The sequence below is a fragment of the Sphingosinicella sp. SM1-17 genome (assembly GCF_056821765.1).
On record NZ_JBPDIO010000001.1, the window covers coordinates 3,116,268 to 3,132,412 of the forward strand.

General features: G+C 64.8%; 17 protein-coding genes and 2 other RNA genes. 7 read left to right on the forward strand and 12 right to left on the reverse strand.

Features of this window, described 5'->3' with window-relative positions; translation table 11 throughout:
- Positions 1 to 25: 25 nt before the first annotated feature.
- From rnpB to ACRYLT_RS15730, 7 genes are all read right to left on the reverse strand, one after another.
- Positions 26 to 416, reverse strand: an RNA gene (gene rnpB, locus ACRYLT_RS15700) — RNase P RNA component class A.
- Positions 417 to 477: 61 nt separating this feature from the next.
- On the reverse strand, positions 478 to 1,170 hold the full coding sequence (locus ACRYLT_RS15705) for an N-acetylmuramoyl-L-alanine amidase (protein WP_482665016.1): 693 nt from the start codon (positions 1,168 to 1,170) through the stop codon (positions 478 to 480).
- Positions 1,171 to 1,272: 102 nt separating this feature from the next.
- A complete protein-coding gene (locus ACRYLT_RS15710) occupies positions 1,273 to 2,127 on the reverse strand; it encodes a CheR family methyltransferase (protein WP_482665017.1) in 855 nt (284 codons plus the stop codon).
- Positions 2,118 to 3,215: a chemotaxis-specific protein-glutamate methyltransferase CheB gene (cheB, locus tag ACRYLT_RS15715; RefSeq protein WP_482665018.1), complete on the reverse strand. Its 1,098-nt coding sequence runs from the start codon at positions 3,213 to 3,215 to the stop codon at positions 2,118 to 2,120. Before cheB ends, ACRYLT_RS15710 begins: the two co-directional genes overlap by 10 nt.
- Entirely contained in the window at positions 3,212 to 3,577 is a 366-nt protein-coding gene (locus ACRYLT_RS15720; protein WP_482665019.1) for a response regulator, read from the reverse strand. Before ACRYLT_RS15720 ends, cheB begins: the two co-directional genes overlap by 4 nt.
- A gap of 68 nt (positions 3,578 to 3,645) precedes the next feature.
- Positions 3,646 to 4,080 (reverse strand): chemotaxis protein CheW, encoded by a 435-nt coding sequence (locus ACRYLT_RS15725; RefSeq protein WP_482665020.1) that lies wholly within the window; start codon positions 4,078 to 4,080, stop codon positions 3,646 to 3,648.
- A complete protein-coding gene (locus ACRYLT_RS15730) occupies positions 4,073 to 6,421 on the reverse strand; it encodes a chemotaxis protein CheA (protein WP_482665021.1) in 2,349 nt (782 codons plus the stop codon). The genes ACRYLT_RS15725 and ACRYLT_RS15730 overlap by 8 nt, the downstream gene beginning before the upstream one ends.
- Before the next feature lie 149 nt (positions 6,422 to 6,570).
- On the opposite strand from ACRYLT_RS15730, the gene ACRYLT_RS15735 reads away from it, so the two are divergent.
- From ACRYLT_RS15735 to ACRYLT_RS15750, 4 genes are read left to right on the forward strand one after another with little or no spacing between them, the layout of a single operon-like run.
- A complete protein-coding gene (locus tag ACRYLT_RS15735; RefSeq protein ID WP_482665022.1) occupies positions 6,571 to 7,212 on the forward strand; it encodes a TetR/AcrR family transcriptional regulator in 642 nt (213 codons plus the stop codon).
- Complete coding sequence (locus ACRYLT_RS15740) at positions 7,209 to 8,180, forward strand: HlyD family secretion protein (RefSeq protein WP_482665023.1); 972 nt, start codon at positions 7,209 to 7,211, stop codon at positions 8,178 to 8,180. The genes ACRYLT_RS15735 and ACRYLT_RS15740 overlap by 4 nt, the downstream gene beginning before the upstream one ends.
- The gene (locus tag ACRYLT_RS15745; RefSeq protein ID WP_482665024.1) at positions 8,177 to 9,094 is read left to right on the forward strand and encodes an ABC transporter ATP-binding protein; all 918 of its coding nucleotides are present in this window, start codon (positions 8,177 to 8,179) and stop codon (positions 9,092 to 9,094) included. Before ACRYLT_RS15740 ends, ACRYLT_RS15745 begins: the two co-directional genes overlap by 4 nt.
- Entirely contained in the window at positions 9,091 to 10,239 is a 1,149-nt protein-coding gene (locus ACRYLT_RS15750) for an ABC transporter permease (RefSeq protein ID WP_482665025.1), read from the forward strand. The genes ACRYLT_RS15745 and ACRYLT_RS15750 overlap by 4 nt, the downstream gene beginning before the upstream one ends.
- Here the strand turns inward: ACRYLT_RS15750 and ACRYLT_RS15755 are convergent.
- Positions 10,236 to 10,868: a histidine phosphotransferase family protein gene (locus tag ACRYLT_RS15755; RefSeq protein ID WP_482665026.1), complete on the reverse strand. Its 633-nt coding sequence runs from the start codon at positions 10,866 to 10,868 to the stop codon at positions 10,236 to 10,238. The two genes, ACRYLT_RS15750 and ACRYLT_RS15755, sit on opposite strands and share 4 nt — an antisense overlap.
- A 140-nt stretch (positions 10,869 to 11,008) precedes the next feature.
- Between ACRYLT_RS15755 and ACRYLT_RS15760 the strand changes: the two genes are divergently transcribed.
- From ACRYLT_RS15760 to mtgA, 3 genes are all read left to right on the forward strand, one after another.
- Entirely contained in the window at positions 11,009 to 11,962 is a 954-nt protein-coding gene (locus ACRYLT_RS15760; protein WP_482665027.1) for an RluA family pseudouridine synthase, read from the forward strand.
- A gap of 66 nt (positions 11,963 to 12,028) precedes the next feature.
- On the forward strand, positions 12,029 to 12,934 hold the full coding sequence (gene rpoH, locus ACRYLT_RS15765; RefSeq protein WP_482665028.1) for an RNA polymerase sigma factor RpoH: 906 nt from the start codon (positions 12,029 to 12,031) through the stop codon (positions 12,932 to 12,934).
- 8 nt (positions 12,935 to 12,942) lie between these two features.
- Positions 12,943 to 13,650 (forward strand): monofunctional biosynthetic peptidoglycan transglycosylase, encoded by a 708-nt coding sequence (mtgA, locus tag ACRYLT_RS15770; protein WP_482665029.1) that lies wholly within the window; start codon positions 12,943 to 12,945, stop codon positions 13,648 to 13,650.
- Between the two features lie 9 nt (positions 13,651 to 13,659).
- On the opposite strand, the gene ACRYLT_RS15775 is transcribed toward mtgA, so the two are convergent.
- The 4 genes from ACRYLT_RS15775 to ffs form a co-directional block, all read right to left on the reverse strand.
- Complete coding sequence (locus ACRYLT_RS15775) at positions 13,660 to 13,905, reverse strand: hypothetical protein (protein ID WP_482665030.1); 246 nt, start codon at positions 13,903 to 13,905, stop codon at positions 13,660 to 13,662.
- A 56-nt stretch (positions 13,906 to 13,961) separates the two neighbouring features.
- Complete coding sequence (locus tag ACRYLT_RS15780) at positions 13,962 to 14,285, reverse strand: YbaB/EbfC family nucleoid-associated protein (RefSeq protein ID WP_482665031.1); 324 nt, start codon at positions 14,283 to 14,285, stop codon at positions 13,962 to 13,964.
- Position 14,286: 1 nt separating this feature from the next.
- On the reverse strand, positions 14,287 to 15,873 hold the full coding sequence (locus ACRYLT_RS15785) for a DNA polymerase III subunit gamma/tau (RefSeq protein ID WP_482665032.1): 1,587 nt from the start codon (positions 15,871 to 15,873) through the stop codon (positions 14,287 to 14,289).
- Positions 15,874 to 16,012: 139 nt separating this feature from the next.
- Positions 16,013 to 16,110, reverse strand: an RNA gene (ffs, locus tag ACRYLT_RS15790) — signal recognition particle sRNA small type.
- Positions 16,111 to 16,145 lie beyond the last annotated feature (35 nt).

Below are 16,145 nucleotides of genomic sequence, written 5' to 3' on the forward strand. Positions count from 1 at the left end.
TTCGGCCACCCTCCCGACAAGAAAAACGGCCAGAGGGTCTGTAAGCCGGGTTCTGTCCATCCGTTTCGGCAAGCCTCCGCGGAATGGGCGGCCATTCCTCTAGGAGACGGATCGCTCCGCCCCTCAAGCAACCAACCCGGGCGACGAGCCGGAACGAAGCCCATATGCCGCCCCTATTCGGTCTTGCTCCCGGTGGGGTTTGCCGTGCCGGCGCCGTTGCCGGAGCCGCGGTGGGCTCTTACCCCACCCTTTCGCCCTTACCTGCCATCGCCCTGTGGCTTCGACAGGCGGTCTGCTTTCTGTGGCACTTTCCCTGGGGTCGCCCCCGCCGGGCGTTACCCGGCACCGTCGTTCCGTGGAGCCCGGACTTTCCTCGCCCCGTGCTGAGCACGAGCCGCGGCCGCCCGACCCTCTGGCACTTCCCATCTAGGCGTTTTGCGGATCGTAACCAAGGGTGCCGGAGCAATTTCGATCGGGTCAGTCGTCCCCGCGCGGTCGAGGCAAGAGGAGGGCGAGCAGAATGGCTCGACATTTCCCGTCGATCGTGCCGTCGATGAGCTCCGGACGGAAGCGACGCTGGAAAGCGACCGTCGCGGCAAGCGGATCGCTGACGTCATAGCCGAAACGCTCCAGAGCGAGCAGGAATCCGGAGTCGGTCCAGTTCGGGTCCACGAGATTATGAGTGGGGCGCGGCAGCGCGAGCCGGTGTCGAGCCAACCTTCCCCATGGGAACAGCTCCCCCGGATCCTGCTTGCGCCTCGGCGCGATATCGGAATGGCCGACGATATTGCCGCGACTGATGCCGTGGCGATTCTTGATGTCGGCGATCAGTGGGATCAGGGCGTCGAGCTGGGCGTCGGCGAAGGGTCGGTAGCCATGCTCATGCCCGGGGTTGACGATCTCGATGCCGATGCTGATGTCGTTGATGGCACTATGGCCTCGCCAATAGGACTGGCCGGCATGCCAGGCGCGCTTGCCCTCCGGCACCAGCCGGAGCACCCGGCCATCCTCCTCGACCAGATAATGGCATGAAACGCTCGAGTCCGGATCGCAGAGCCGCGCGACGGCCTCGGCCCCGGTCTTCATCCCGGTATAGTGGAGCACGATGATCGATACCGGCTGATCGCGCTCGTCGAAGTTGGGCGAGGGGTAGTCGATAATCCCGTCCATGTCTTGTTAGGGCGCCAAGCTCATCGGACGTCAAGTCATCCTTCTTCTCGGGCCGCGACCGGCGAATTTCGAGTGCGGGGAACTGCTCTCCCGATTCGAGCCTTATGCAACTCGAGCGTCGGAATGCGTCACTGGCGTCGCTGACGGCATGTATAGGCCGCGATGCTCCGGGTCGGAAACAAAGCGGTCGGTCTGCCCCATCACAGTCTCTCCCGCGCCGAGCATCAGTGCGCCATCGGCCGCGATCGCCTGTCCGAGGCGATTGAAGGCGAGACGACGCATGTCGGACGAGAAATAAAGCAGGACGTTGCGACAGAGAATGATGTCGAAGCGGCCGGGGCGCGGCGGCGGATCGATGATGTTTCCGACTTCGAAGCGGACGCTTGAGCGGACCTCATCCGAAATCTGCCAATCTCCCCCGCCCAGCTCCTCGAACCAGCGGACCATCTGCATCACAGGAAGGCCGCGCTGAACCTCGAACTGCGAATAGGTGCCAGCGCGGGCTCGCTCGATCGCCGAGCGCGAAAGGTCGGTTCCGACGATCTCGATCTTCCAGCCGCGCCAGCGCGCGGGCTCGTCGGCAAAGTTCATTGCCAGGGAATAGACTTCTTGCCCGGTCGAGCAGCCTGCGCACCAGATGGCGAGCCGCTTCTCCCGGCTTCGGGCCGTCTCAAGCTTGCTGATGGGCCCGCCGAACAGCAGGTCGAAAGGCAGTCGATCGCGAAAGAAATAGGTTTCGTTGTTGAGCAGCGCCTCGATGACCTGGTCCGTAAGACCCTTGTCGCGCCCCGAGACCAGCTGCGAAACCAGTTGATCGACGCTGGCGAAGCCGCGCTGGCGGAGGATCGAAGCCAAAGCCGTATCGATGCGCCAGCGGCGGCTGAAGGCGAGTTGCTGGCCGGTTCGCGTTTCGAGAAGACTGGTCAGGATGCGTTGGGAGGCGGCACTTATCTCCATGACGCGCCTCCCGCCCGCTCGCCGATTCGACGCGCCAGTTCCGGCGGCGGAAGCACCGCCGACGTCAGTCCGGCTTCGGCGACGACCCTCGGCATGCCCCAGATCGCCGACGTCCGCTCGTCCTGAGCGAGCACGGCTCCGCCGCGCTCGACGAGGGTCCGGCTGCCGATGAGGCCATCGCGGCCCATGCCGCTGAGGATCACTCCGATTGCGGAGTCGCGATAGACCTCAGCAACCGTGGAGAGCATCGGATCGACCGATGGAAGGCAGCCGGTCGGCGCCGGGCGCCGATCGAGCCGGACCCGAACGCTCGATCCCTGCTGCTCGACGCAGAAATGGGCATCGCCGGGGGCGACGTGGACGAGATCCGCGGTCAGGGCCTGCCCTTCCTGCACGACGCAGGCTTCGCGCCCGGACGCCGCCTGCAGCTGTCGCGCGAAATAGGGCATGAAGATCGCCGGCAGGTGTTGGGTGATCATGATCGGTGCGCCGATCTTCGGCGGAAGCGCCCGAAGAAACTCGATCAGGGCATGGAGCCCGCCCGTCGACGCTCCGAGCGCGACGCAGCGCAGCCTTTGATCGGGCATGTCGCGAAGGCGCAGCGGAACCGGTGAACGGACCGGAGTCCCCTCGCGCCGGTCGGCTCGCCCGATCCGCCTCAGCCGGTCGCACAATATTTCGGCAAAGCGCCCGGCGAAGTTTCCGGATCCAGGCTTCGGAAGCGTGTCGGCAGCGCCTTGCGCAAGCGCCCTGACCGTCACCTCCGCCCCCTTCTCGGCAATGGAGGAGACGATGAGCACCTGGGCGCCCTCGCCCGCTGCGACGATCGCGGGCAGTCCTTCGAGGCCGTTCGTGCCCGGCATTTCCACGTCCAGAAGGACAATATCGACCTGCACCGTCTTCAAGGCGTCGAGCGCTTCGCTGACATTGCCGGCTACGGCGACGACTTCGAAATCGGGATCCGACGCCACCATCCGGGCGAGCACGGCCCGGGCAACCGTCGAATCGTCGACGATCATCAACCGGATTGGCGGCTCGGATGCCTTTTCGGACTGCCGGGACCGCACGGGTGCGGGCCGGGCGTTCACGCGAGCCCGACGATCTGCAGCTTGCTGTGAAGGGTTTCCCGATCGAACGGCTTCATCACATATTCGTCCGCGCCTGCAGCGATGGCGGCGCGGATGTGCGCGATGTCGTTCTCGGTGGTGCAGAAGACGACCTTCGGCTGCTGTGGCCATTCGGATTGGCGCAGCGCCCGGAGGAACTCCATGCCGCTCATCACCGGCATGTTCCAGTCGAGCAGGATGACGTCGGGCATGCTGGCGGCGCAGCGGCTGAGCGCGTCCCGCCCGTCCTCGGCTTCCTCCACGGTGAAATTCAGGGTCTCGAGGATGTGCCTGGCGACCTTCCGGATCACCTTGCTATCGTCAACGACAAGACAGCTTCTCATTTCTTACACGCTCCATGGCCGCTGGCATCTGAATCCCTAGCGGGAATAGGTAATCACAACTTTAAAACTCATGCGGCCTGAGCCGACGGACCGGCGATCAGCGCATGCGGGTCGACCAGCAGGAGCAGGTCGCCGTCAGCCTCGGTCATGCCGAGCGACACGCGGTCCCAGCCCGGTCCGATCGGAGCTCGAACCGGGATGACACTGCCGGTCGTTTCGATCACGTCCTCGACCTGATCGACAAGCAAGGCGTAGGGATGCCCGCCCGAAGGCACAACCAGCGCCTCGATCAAGCCTTCGGTAGAAGCACGGCCGAAGCCGAGCGATGAAAGGCCGTCAATGACTGTCAGGACGCGGCTGCGAAGCGCCGCAAGACCTGCGACATGCGCCAAGGCTTGGGGCGCCGGAGTAACACCTTCCAGCTCGACGACGGCTTCCACCTCGGAAGCCGGAAGAGCGATCCGGCGGCCGGCGAGGCGAACGATGAGCAGGAGTTCAGCCACGATTGCGCTCCTTGGCGGCGGTTCGACTCAACGCGTTGAGCAGGGCTACTCGGTCGTAACGGTAGATGCTGTTGTCATTCTCGCCCGAAAGCTCCGGCCGGGATCGAATCCGAAGCACCTCGCCGGCCGCACCGGACGGAAACTCGTCGGAGTCGGTGCTGGTGATCAATATGTCGGCCGCTATCCCCTCGCCTGCCGCAACCACCCGATAGCCAAGACTTTCGATCATCGGCTTCAGCATGTTTTCCATCCATGGATCGCCGGTCGGAAGGGCGCAGACCGGGCGATCCGCATCGGAGCGACGTTCATCCGCGTGAGAGGCGAAGATCCAGTAGGGATCCAGCAGCTCGACCTGAACGTCATCGACCAAAGCCACGCCCGCCACCTCGCCGGGCGCGGGCGCCGGTCGGAGATCGAGAGCGACGGCGCGTATGTCGACGACTTCGTCGAAGGCGTAGGCGAGTTGCGAGACTCCGTCCGTCAGGCGCAAGGTTCGGACCGCCCCCTGCTTCGGAGGTTCGGTGCATCCCGCAAGCGGAAGGATCCGTTCGCCCAAAGCCACGCGAAGCTTGCCCGCGCTGAAGCGGATCGCGGCGGCGGGGACATCCTCGATCCGCTCGACGACCGGCACGGGCAGGGCACGCAGCCCGCCGTCGAGACCACGGAACAGCAGAAGGCTCGTTTCGCATCCGGAATCGCCCGCTTCCGCTTCGGCAATCCGGCGATCAACTTCGGTTTCCTGGAACCGGACCCCGGCCTGTTTGGCCATCCCGGAAGGATCGAGAAGCAGGATCGGACGGCCATCGTCGGCCAAAGTCGTGCCCGCATAAAGACCGGCGGTCATCACGGCCGGAGCCGCCGGCTTCACCACCAGCTCCTCATGATCGTGGACGGCATCGACAGCGAGTGCATAGACGTCGCTCCCGGCGGGCTTGAGCAGGATCACGTTGCGCTCGTCGTCACTGGCAAGCGGCTCGACGCCGAGCAGCCCGGGAAGGCTGACGAGGGGAACTCGGCGGCCGCGAACGGTGGCAACGGAAAGCTCGCCGACCCTGTCCACCCGAACGGCATTGCCGGTTGCCCGGAGGATTTCCTCGATCGCCGAACGCGGGATCGCGAAAATCTGGCCACCGGCGCTGACGGTGAGCGCCGGAATGATGGTAAGGGTAAGCGGCACACGGATAGCGAGCCGGACACCTTGGCCAAGCCGGGAGTCGAGATCGACGACTCCGCCGATCCGCTCGATGTTGGCGCGAACGACGTCCATTCCGACGCCCCGGCCGGAAATGGCGGTGACTTCACCCGCCGTGGAAAGCCCGGGAGTGAAGACGAGCGCCAGCTTCTGAGCCGCCGACAGCCGCTCCGCCTTTTCGGCCGTCAGCGTGCCGGCGGCCATGGCCTTGCGGACCAGCGCCTCGCCATCGATGCCGCGACCATCATCGACGACCTCGATGAGGATCTGGTTCCCGGCCTGGCGCGCGGACACTTTCAGGTAGCCGGCCGGGTCCTTGCCCGCCTTGATCCTTGCCTCCGGAGGTTCGATCCCATGATCGATGGCGTTGCGGACGATATGGGTCAGCGGGTCCCGGATCATCTCGATCATCTCGCGATCGAGCTCGACGTCACCGCCATCGACTTCAAGTCGTACCTGCTTGCCAAGTTCGGCGGCCAGGTCGCGCACCATTCGCGGCAGGGCGCCGAAGAGATTATCGATCCGCTGCATCCGCGTGCGGGTGATCGCATCGCGGATCTCGGCAATGCAGGCGGATACGCGTTCGAAGGCCGCCTCGACAGCGATGTCGCGCGGAATGTCGCGAAGCCGCCGGGCAAGCTCGTTGCGCGCCAGCACGGCGTCGGAGACACCGCTCATCATTCGGTCGAGAAGGTCGACGGAAAGCCGGATCGATCGCATGGAGCGGCGGTTTTCGAGATCGACGGGTGCCGGAGCGACGGGCTCTAGCGCCGGCGGTGCTGACCCTCCGCTCAACGCGGCGATCAGCTGTTCGTCATCCTCGCTGGCCAAGGCTTCGCCCGTCTCCAGCGCTTGGATCAATTCTCCGATCCGGTCGATGACGGCGAGGACGGCAGTGACGAGCCTCGCATCGGCGGAACGCCGGCCGGCCCGAACCTCGGCCAGGGCGTCCTCGGCCGAATGGCTGAGTTGCTCAAGCCTGGGGAGGTCGAAAAAGCCGCAATTGCCCTTCACCGTGTGAACGAAGCGGAAGATCTCGTCGAGCCGCTCGCGGTCGCCCGGTTCCGCCTCCCACGCAACGATGGCGCCGGAAAGCGCCTGCAGCATGTCGCGCGTCTCGGCGATGAAGTCGTTGATCAGCTCGTCCATGGCTCCGCCCGCAACTGGAGACCGGTCTTATGCCGAGCGGTGGTAAAGAAGGCGTTTACCGCTACGCGTCTTCGCCGTTCGGGGGACTCGACGACATCATCGCCGCCTGCTACTAACTGACTGGTCATTTACTTATGAGTCTGGAACCCATGCCGAGCGCTCAAGCTCCGAAGTGGCGGCGTCGAAAGCCTGAGCGGCCGGACGACATCCTTGCCGCCGCCCTGCAGGTTTTCGCCGAAAAAGGGTTTGCCGCGGCCAGGATGGAGGACATTGCGGCCCGCGCCGGCCTCTCGAAAGGCGCCGTCTATCTCTACTTCCCGACGAAAGTTGACCTGTTTCGAGCCGTCGTCGAGCAGACGGTCGTTCCGAACATCGAAGCGGTCGGGCGAACCGTGCTCGCGCTCGAAATGCCGTTCGCGGATCGTCTTCGGCTCGTCCTCCCTCGGTTGGCGCAGATCCTGACTGTGCTTCCGATCGGAGCGGTGGCCAAGATGGTGATCGGAGAGAGCCGCAATTTCCCGGAACTCGCGAAGGTCTGGCACGACAATGTCGTTCTGAAAGGCCTTGGGCTTCTTACCGAGTTGATCGAGCAGGCCCAGCAGCGCGGCGAAATCCGCCCCGGGGACCCCCGCTTCCATGCCTTCGCGATCGTCGGACCGATCATCGTCGGCCTGCTCTTTCGAGAGACCTTCACGCCTGTGGGCGGGGTAGAGATCGACCTTCCGCGGCTGGCACGGCAGCATGTCGAGACAATCCTCGACGGACTCCTCACCGGCGGAGACCCGGAATGAAGCGGCAGCGGATCATTGTCCTTGTGCTGGTCGGGCTCGCGGTCGGGTTGCTGGTTTGGCGTCTGACAGCGCCCCAGTTCCGCCCGGACACCACTCTCTCGGGCTATATCGAAGGCGAAGCGCTGTACCTCGCCAGTCCGGTCGCGGGAACCGTGGCTCAGCTGGGCGTTCGGCGCGGTGATCAAGTCGCCGCGGGAACGCTTCTGTTCGTGGTCGAGCCTGGTCAGCGAAGGGCTCAGGGTGAGCAGGCCCTGGCCGAGCTCGAAGCCGCCGCCGCTCAAGCCGCCGATGCACGCAAGGGGCAGCGGCCGGTCGAGATCGACATCCTGCAGGCAGAACGCGAGTCGGCGGCGGCGGCGGAGCGAGAGGCGCGGGTCCTGCTCAGTCGAACCGAACTACTGGTCCAAAGGGGGATCTATGCCCGGGTCCGGCTCGACGAGGTTCGAGCCGCGTACCAGACCGCTTCGGCTCGGCTCGATGCGGCTGACCGCCGGATCCAGGCAGCGATGCTCGGGCAGCGCGAAGACCTGGTCCGGGCCGCCGATGCACGTGTTGCCCAGGCGCGGGCACGTCTCGCCGAAGCGGAAGCGCGGATCGACGACATGGCGCCTGTGGCTCCAGCCGACGCGCGGGTCGAGGAGGTCTTCTACCAAAGGGGAGAATGGGCGGCGGCAAACCAGCCGATCCTCGCCCTTATTCCCAACGACCGGATCTTCGTCCGATTCTTCGTCCCTGAGCGGGAGGTTGCCGCCTACCGCGTCGGCCGGCCTGTCCGCTTCAGCTGTGATGGCTGCGCCGACACTTTCAGCGCAACCATTTCGTTCGTCAGCCCCCGGCCCGAATTCACGCCGCCCGTCATCTACAGCCGCGAGGCTCGAGATCGCCTCGTCTTCATGGTGGAAGCCCGTCCGACGAACGGCACCCGGCTGGTTCCGGGCCTCCCGGTCGACGTGGAGCCGCTCGAATGAACTTGGCCATCAAAGCAGACCGGCTGAGCAAAAGTTTTGGCGGCCGAACGGTGGTGAAGGATTTCTCCATCGAGGTGGCCGAGGGCCGGATCACCGGCTTCCTGGGTCCCAACGGCTCGGGCAAGACGACGACCCTGCGCATGTTGTGCGGATTGCTGACACCGGACAGCGGTAGTGGAACGGCGCTGGGCTTCGACATCCTTTCCGAGAGCTGGGAGATCAAGCGCCGCACCGGCTACATGACTCAGCGCTTCTCGCTCTACGAGGACCTGACAGTCGAGGAGAATCTCCGCTTCAGCGCGAGAATCCGGAGCCTCGATCGAGTAGGAGAGCGGGTCGATTCGGCACTCGAGCAACTCGGGCTCGCCGAACGCCGGCGACAACTTTCCGGAACCCTTTCGGGGGGATGGAAGCAGAGGCTCGCCCTCGCCGTCGCCACCCTTCACGACCCACAACTGCTGCTCCTCGACGAGCCCACCGCCGGAGTCGATCCGCAGGCGCGGCGAACCTTCTGGGACGAGATCCACGCCCTCGCCTCTAGCGGGCTGACCGTGCTTGTTTCGACCCATTATATGGACGAGGCGGAGCGCTGCCACGACATCGCCTATATCGCTTATGGCGAACTTCTGGCCCGAGGCACGGCCAAGGAAGTGATCGAGGAGGCTCGGCTGTTCACCTGGCGCGGCGACGGCGCAGGGGTGGATCGGCTTGCCGTCGAATTGCTCAAGAACCCGGCCGTCGAGATGGCGGCGCCTTTCGGCCTGGCGCTTCATGTCAGCGGCAGCGACGATGAAGCCCTGGAGCGTGCGCTCGGACCGTATCGGCGACCCCCATTCCGCTGGACCCGGGTCGAGCCCACACTCGAGGACGTGTTCATTCACCTGATGGGCGGCGCGCGGGACAATTTCCAATGAAGGCCGGCCCGAGCCAGACCTTCTCCGCCGATCGATTTGCCGCGGTGCTGGTCAAGGAGTTCATCCAGCTCACGCGCGACCGGCTCACCTACGCCATGATATTGGCTGTGCCGCTGCTGCAGATGCTGCTGTTCGGCTATGCCATCAACTCCGATCCCCGCCATCTCCCGACGGCCGTGCTCGTCCAGGAGAACAGCGTCTTCGCTCGATCGGTCCTCTCGTCCATCCACAATTCGGGCTATTTCGACATCGTCCAGCAGGTCCGCTCGCCGGCCGAACTCGACGCGCTGGTCCGCACCGGCCAGGTGCAGTTCGGAATCACCATTCCCGGGGACTTCACCCGCCGGGTCGTTCGCGGCGATGCCGCTCAGATCCTCGTCGAGGCAGATGCAACGGACCCGACCGCCACCGCCAGTGCGCTCGCCGCCCTCGGTCGACTGCCCGAGGAGTCGCTTCGCCACGACCTCGTCGGCGCGGCGGCTCGGCTCACTGAGCGAGGATCGCCATTCGAAGTTGTCGTCCATCGTCGCTACAATCCGGAGAATATCACCTCCTACAACATCGTTCCCGGGCTGCTGGGAGTCGTGCTTACCCTCACGCTGGTGATGATGACCGCCGTGGGTGTGACTCGCGAACGCGAGCGCGGCACGATGGAAGGCCTGCTCGCTACCCCGGTGCAGCCGCTCGAGGTGATGCTCGGCAAGCTCGCCCCGTTCGTCATCGTCGGAATGCTTCAGACGGGGGTGATCCTGTTGCTTGCACGGCTTCTGTTCGGAGTCCCGATGGCGGGCGGCTGGAGCGGCCTCTTCTTCGGAGTCCTTCTGTTCATCCTGGGATCGCTCGGGCTCGGCTTCCTCATTTCCACGGTTACCCGAACCCAGCTCCAGGCCATGCAGCTGTCGGTCTTCTACTTGCTGCCTTCCATCCTGCTTTCGGGCTTCATGTTTCCGTTTCGGGGGATGCCCGACTGGGCCCAATGGCTGGGAACAATGCTCCCGGTGACTCACTTCCTCAGGATCGTGCGCGGTGCTCTGCTGAAGGGACAGGATTTCGCGGACATGGGATCAAGTCTCCTTGCCCTTGCGGCTTTCGTCTGCATCGTGGCCGCGCTCGCGCTGACGCGGTACCGGACGACCCTGGACTAAGCGGGAAGCGTGGCGCCGATCAGAAGCATTCCATCCTGATCGGCCACCTGGATCTGCCCGCCTCCCTCCTCGACGAGGCAGTGGACCAGCCAGGCAGCTGCGGCTCGGGGCACCACCTCGTCAGCGGCCGTTCCGCCGACCAGAACCTTCTTGAGCTCGGGGTCGAGCACGATCCGGCTGCCCTCGGCACGAACGACGATGTCGAGCCCGGCGCCATGCTTTTCCGCTCCGACGTCGAGGCTGCCGCCGCGTACCAGCGAGTCCCCGGCGATCAGGACAAGATTGAGCAACACCTTCAGCGCCGCCTTGCTCATCACCGGTTCGTCGACCATCCAGCCCAGGCGGATTCGGCCATCGCCGCCGAAAAGCCCCTCGATGGCGACCCGAGCCTCGCGCGTATCGACCTCGTCCGCAAAACCGCCAGCGGCTCCGAAGGCGAGGCGGAAGAATTTGAGCTTGTTCGCCGAAGCCCGTGCGCTCTCGGCGAGCAGATCAAGGCAGCGGGCGCGCATCTCCGGATCATGCTCTTCCGCGAGCAGTTCGAGACCGTTGTTGAGCGCTCCAACAGGCGAAAGCAGGTCGTGACACAGCCGCGAGCAAAGCAGACTCGCGAATTCGTGCGACTTCATGCGGCAGCGCCCCTTCGAAAATATCTAACCCTCTGGCCGTATTGGCCCTTGCGAGTCGCGGTTGCAAGGCTTCCTCTCCAGAGCCGCGTCCGTGACCTCATCCGCCTTGAATTCGTTACGGCCGTCGCCAAATCGGGCCTGTGGGGGGAAAGACGATCATTCAGGCGCGAATTCCGGGTGACGCTTCGGGCTGGCGGCTCGACCGCGCGCTGGCTGCGGCGGTGCCCACGCTTTCCCGCGAGCGGCTGAAGGCTTTGATCTCCAGCGGGGAGGTGACGGGTCCGCAGGGCTCGGCGGTTCGCGACCCGGCGATCAAGGCGGTGCCCGGTGCCGTCTATGAAGTGGCCGTGCCCGAACCGAAGCCCGCGCATAACGAAGCTCAGAACATCGCCCTGGAGATCGTCCACGAGGACGATCATCTTCTCGTCGTCGACAAGCCCGCCGGAATGGTGGTGCACCCGGCCGCGGGCAATCTCGACGGCACCCTGGTCAACGCTCTGCTCCACCATTGCTCCGGCCGGCTTTCCGGGATCGGCGGCGTGGCCCGGCCGGGCATCGTTCACCGGATCGACAAGGACACGTCGGGTCTTCTGGTCGTCGCCAAGACCGACGTCGCTCATGAGGGACTGGCAAGACAGTTTGCCGTTCACCTTATTCATCGCCTCTATCTGGCGGTCGCCGCCGGAATCCCGATCCCTCCTTCGGGAACCGTCGATGCGCCGCTGGCCCGGTCCACGGCCAACCGCAAGAAGATGGCGGTCGTCGAGAGCGGTCGAGGCAAGCGCGCCGTGACTCATTACCGGATGATTCGCCCGCTGAAGGACGCGGCCATCGTCGAGTGTCGACTGGAAACCGGGAGGACTCATCAGGTGCGGGTCCACATGGCCTCGATCGGCCACCCACTAGTCGGCGATCCGGTTTACGGCCGAACCCGCCCTTCGCACCGCGAAGTGTTGAAAAGATTGAATTTCCATCGCCAGGCGCTTCATGCAGCGGAGCTCGGTTTCGTTCATCCGGTTTCGAAAGAAAACCTAACCTTTAAAAGCCCCGTCCCATCTGATATTCAGGAACTGTTCGGGGCCCTTTCCGTATAGGAGCACGAGTGCCAGCGTGGGGCAGCAGATTCCATGCGGCGCGCAGGGAGAATGTGAGAAGTCATCATGGCAAGCGGTAGAAATGTCCCGGCGACGATCCCGTCCACCGGCGGTGAGGCTGGCCTCAACCGCTATCTGGCCGAGATCAAGAAGTTCCCGATCCTCTCTCCGGAAGAGGAATATATGCTGGCGAAGCGCTGGCAGGAGCATGGCGACACGGAAGCGGCTGCCAAGCTGGTCAACAGCCATCTGCGCCTCGTGGCGAAGATCGCGATGGGGTATCGCGGCTATGGCCTCCCTGTCTCCGAGCTGATCTCCGAGGGCAATATCGGGCTGATGCAGGGCGTGAAGAAGTTCGAGCCGGACCGCGGCTTCCGCCTGGCGACCTATGCCATGTGGTGGATCCGGGCGTCGATCCAGGAATTCATCCTGCGCAGCTGGAGCCTCGTGAAGATGGGGACCACGGCGGCTCAGAAGAAGCTGTTCTTCAATCTCCGTCGGATGAAGAATCGGATCGAGGCATTTGAGGAAGGCGACCTCAAGCCCGAGGACGTGAAGCAGATCGCCACCGATCTCGGCGTGTCCGAGGAAGATGTGGTTTCGATGAACCGTCGCATGGCGATGGGTGGCGATACCTCGCTGAACGTGCCACTCCGCGACGACAGCGAGGGCAGCTGGCAGGACTTCCTCGTCGACAGCGAGCCGCTTCAGGACGAGCGAGTCGCCGAGGCGCAGGAATCGCAGGTGCGGCATGAACTGCTGCAGGAGGCGATGAACGCCCTCAACGACCGCGAGCGCCATATCCTGACGGAGCGTCGGCTGACCGATGATCCGAAGACTCTGGAGGAGCTCAGTCAGGTCTATGATGTCAGCCGCGAGCGGATCCGGCAGATCGAGGTTCGCGCCTTCGAAAAGCTTCAAAAGGCGCTGATGAACCTCGCCGGCGAACGCAGGCTGCTCTCCGCCGGCTAAGCGCTCGGGTGGCTGTCAAGACTCGAAGGAATCGCGGCTGGCTGCGACGTGGTCTCGGCTGGATCGTCCGGCTCGTCGCGCTGTTCCTCGTGGTGAGCATCCTTTGGGTGTTGCTGTACCGCTTCGTGAATCCGCCCATCACCTTCACGATGGTCGCTGACATGATCGGCGGCAACGGGGCCAGGCGCGAGTGGATGTCACTGGATCGAATGGATCGTGACATGGTCCGCGCCGCAATCGCCGGCGAGGACAGCAAGTTCTGCTCGCACAACGGCTTCGATCGCGAAGCGATCGAGGCGGCGTTCAGGCGCAACATGCAGGGAGGAAGCGTTCTGCGCGGGGGGTCGACGATCAGCCAGCAGACCGCGAAGAATGCCTTTCTGTGGCAGGGCGGCGGCTATTTCCGCAAAGGCCTGGAGGCCTGGTTCACCCTTCTGATCGAGAAGCTCTGGGACAAGCGGCGGATCATGGAGGTCTATCTGAACGTCGCCGAGACCGGAATCGGCACTTACGGAGTCAATGCCGGCGCTCAGCGCTACTTCGGGCACGACGCCTCCCGCCTCAGTCCGACCGAGGCGGCAAGGATCGCGGCAGTCCTGCCGCTGCCGAAACGCCGCGAGGCGATCGCCCCGCGGGGCTTCACCCGGCGCTACGGCAACATGATCGCGGCGCGGATGGCGGCAGTTCGCAGCCAGCGCCTCGACCGCTGCCTTTGAGAGCGGGCGCTACTGCGCCTGAACGACTTCGCCGGCGCTTCTCTGGGCATCGCCATCGTCGCGTCCCTGGCTCCAGGCGAAAACGAGCAGAAGAACGGCGACGAACAGCAGCGCCAGCACCGGCAGGCCGGGCCGCCGGTCGCTCCGGTCCAGGCCGAGGGCGCTGGGATTCTTGAAGGTCACGCTTCCGGCGGGGCCGAGGGCGCCGCTTTCGGGAAGACCGCCACCCGTTCCGGTTTCGATCTTGTCGGTCATATCCTTACCTTTCTCGGCCTTCGAACGAAGCGGCAGGAAGCGGGGTTCCCTTCACCCTAGAACGGCATCTTGAAACCGGGCGGAAGCTGCAGCCCGCCCGTGGCACTGCGCATCGCCTCCTGAGCGGCGATGTCGGCCTTGCCACGCGCATCGTTGATGGCAGCGGCGACAAGGTCCTCGACCATCTGCTTTTCGGACGGTTGAAGGAGAGATTCATCGATCTCGACACCGATGATCCGGCCTTTTGCCGAGGCCCGGATCCTGACCATCCCACCGCCGGAGACGCCTTCGACGATAACCTTGTCGAGGTCTTCCTGGGCCTGCATCAGCTTGTTCTGAGCTTCCTGCGCCATGCGCATGATTTCATTAAGGTCGGGCAATTCACGCACTCCGTTTGTCGATCGTGTAGCTGGCGAGCTCGGCCTCCGGAAAGGCCTCGAAAGCGGCCTTCACGACGGGCGAGTCAAGGACCTTCTGCCGCTGCCGCTCGGCCTCCGCTTTCTCCTGCTCGAGCAGTGACGGCTCGGCCGGTTCGTCGGCCGCACGCACCTGCCAGAATGTTCCGGTAGCGAATTTGAGGGCGGCCGCAAGATCGCGAACGAAGTCGCTGGCCAAGGGTTTCAGCGGCCGGACGACCAGTTCCGGTGGAGCATAGCGCACGAGGCCGACATAATCGTGCAGCTGCTGGGCAAGATGCGCCTTGCCGCCCTCCGCGAGGCGGTCGACGAGCTCCCGGAAACTGGCTGGCGCCCTGAGCAGTGGAGACTGGCTCTCCCCCCGCGGTCTCTCCGGCGCTCCCGGCGCGGCGGTCTCGCCGCTCGCCAGCTTGGCGATCAGCTCGCCCGGGTCAGGCAGTTCTGCGGCGTGAATGATTCGAAGCAGGGCCATTTCGGCCGCTTCCAGCGGCGAAGGCGCGATCTGAACCTCGCTCAGTCCCTTGAGCAACATCTGCCAAAGTCGGTGAATGGCGGCAAAGGACAGCCGGCCGCCCCATTCGGCATAGGCCTCCCTTTCCTCGATCGACTGGGCGGGATCCTGAGCCCCTCCGACCTTGGCGCGGGTGATTCCGTGCACCGCCTCGAGAAGTCCGCGCAGCACCGCCGACGGCTCCACTCCGAGATCATATTGATCCTTGAGCGCCGACAGGGCTCCCATGGCGTCCCCGCTCAAGAGCAACCCGAGCAGCCGGCGGATTGCGCCGCGGTCCGACAGGCCGAGCATCGCTCGCACCTGATCGGCCGTTACTGCGCCGGCTCCGTGAGCAATCGCCTGGTCGAGGATGGAAAGGCCGTCGCGCGCCGATCCTTCCGCCGCCCGGGCGATCAGAGCCAGGGCCTCGGCTTCGACCTCGGCGCCTTCGGCATGAGCCACTCGGGCGAAATGCTCGGCCAGCATTTCCGCCGGGATTCGCCGAAGGTCGAAACGCTGGCACCGCGACAGGACGGTGATCGGAACCTTGTTCACCTCGGTCGTGGCGAAGAGGAACTTCACATGCGCCGGCGGCTCCTCCAGAGTCTTCAGGAGCGCGTTGAACGCGTTCTTCGACAGCATGTGAACTTCGTCGATGATGTAGACCTTGTAGCGCGCCGAGACGGCGGCATAGCGCACCGCCTCGATGATCTCGCGAACATCGTCGACTCCGGTGTGGGAGGCGGCGTCCATCTCGACCACATCGATATGGCGGCCTTCGGCGATTGCGCGGCAGGGCTCGCACACGCCACAGGGCTGGATGGTTGGTCCCCCCTGCCCGTCCGGGCCAACGCAGTTCAGCGCCTTGGCGATCAGCCTCGCCGTCGACGTCTTGCCGACTCCGCGGACCCCCGTGAGCAGAAATGCATGGGCCAGCCGGTCGCGCCTGATCGCGTTGGCGAGCGTACGCACCATCGCCTCCTGTCCGATCAGGGCATCGAAGCTCTGTGGGCGGTATTTGCGGGCAAGGACCCGATAAGGCTGGGGGGAATCGGACATCGGCCCTACCCTAGCTCCTCAGCCCCTAGCTGTCGAAGGCGGAGCGCGCGGGGAACTCCGGCACCGATGGCCTCAGCAATGTGCGGGAATGTACCGGCTGAAGTCTCGCTCGTCCTTGCTGTGCAGTGGCGTGCAAGAGGAGGTGGGAGCCGGAACGACCCGACGCGAGAACTCGTTACGGCTGCTTCCTTCCGGACCTGACCGGGTTGGCGAGAGCGCCGTCCGCCCGACTCCCGCGGCGCATATGGGACGAAAAGGGCGAACCTGCAAGG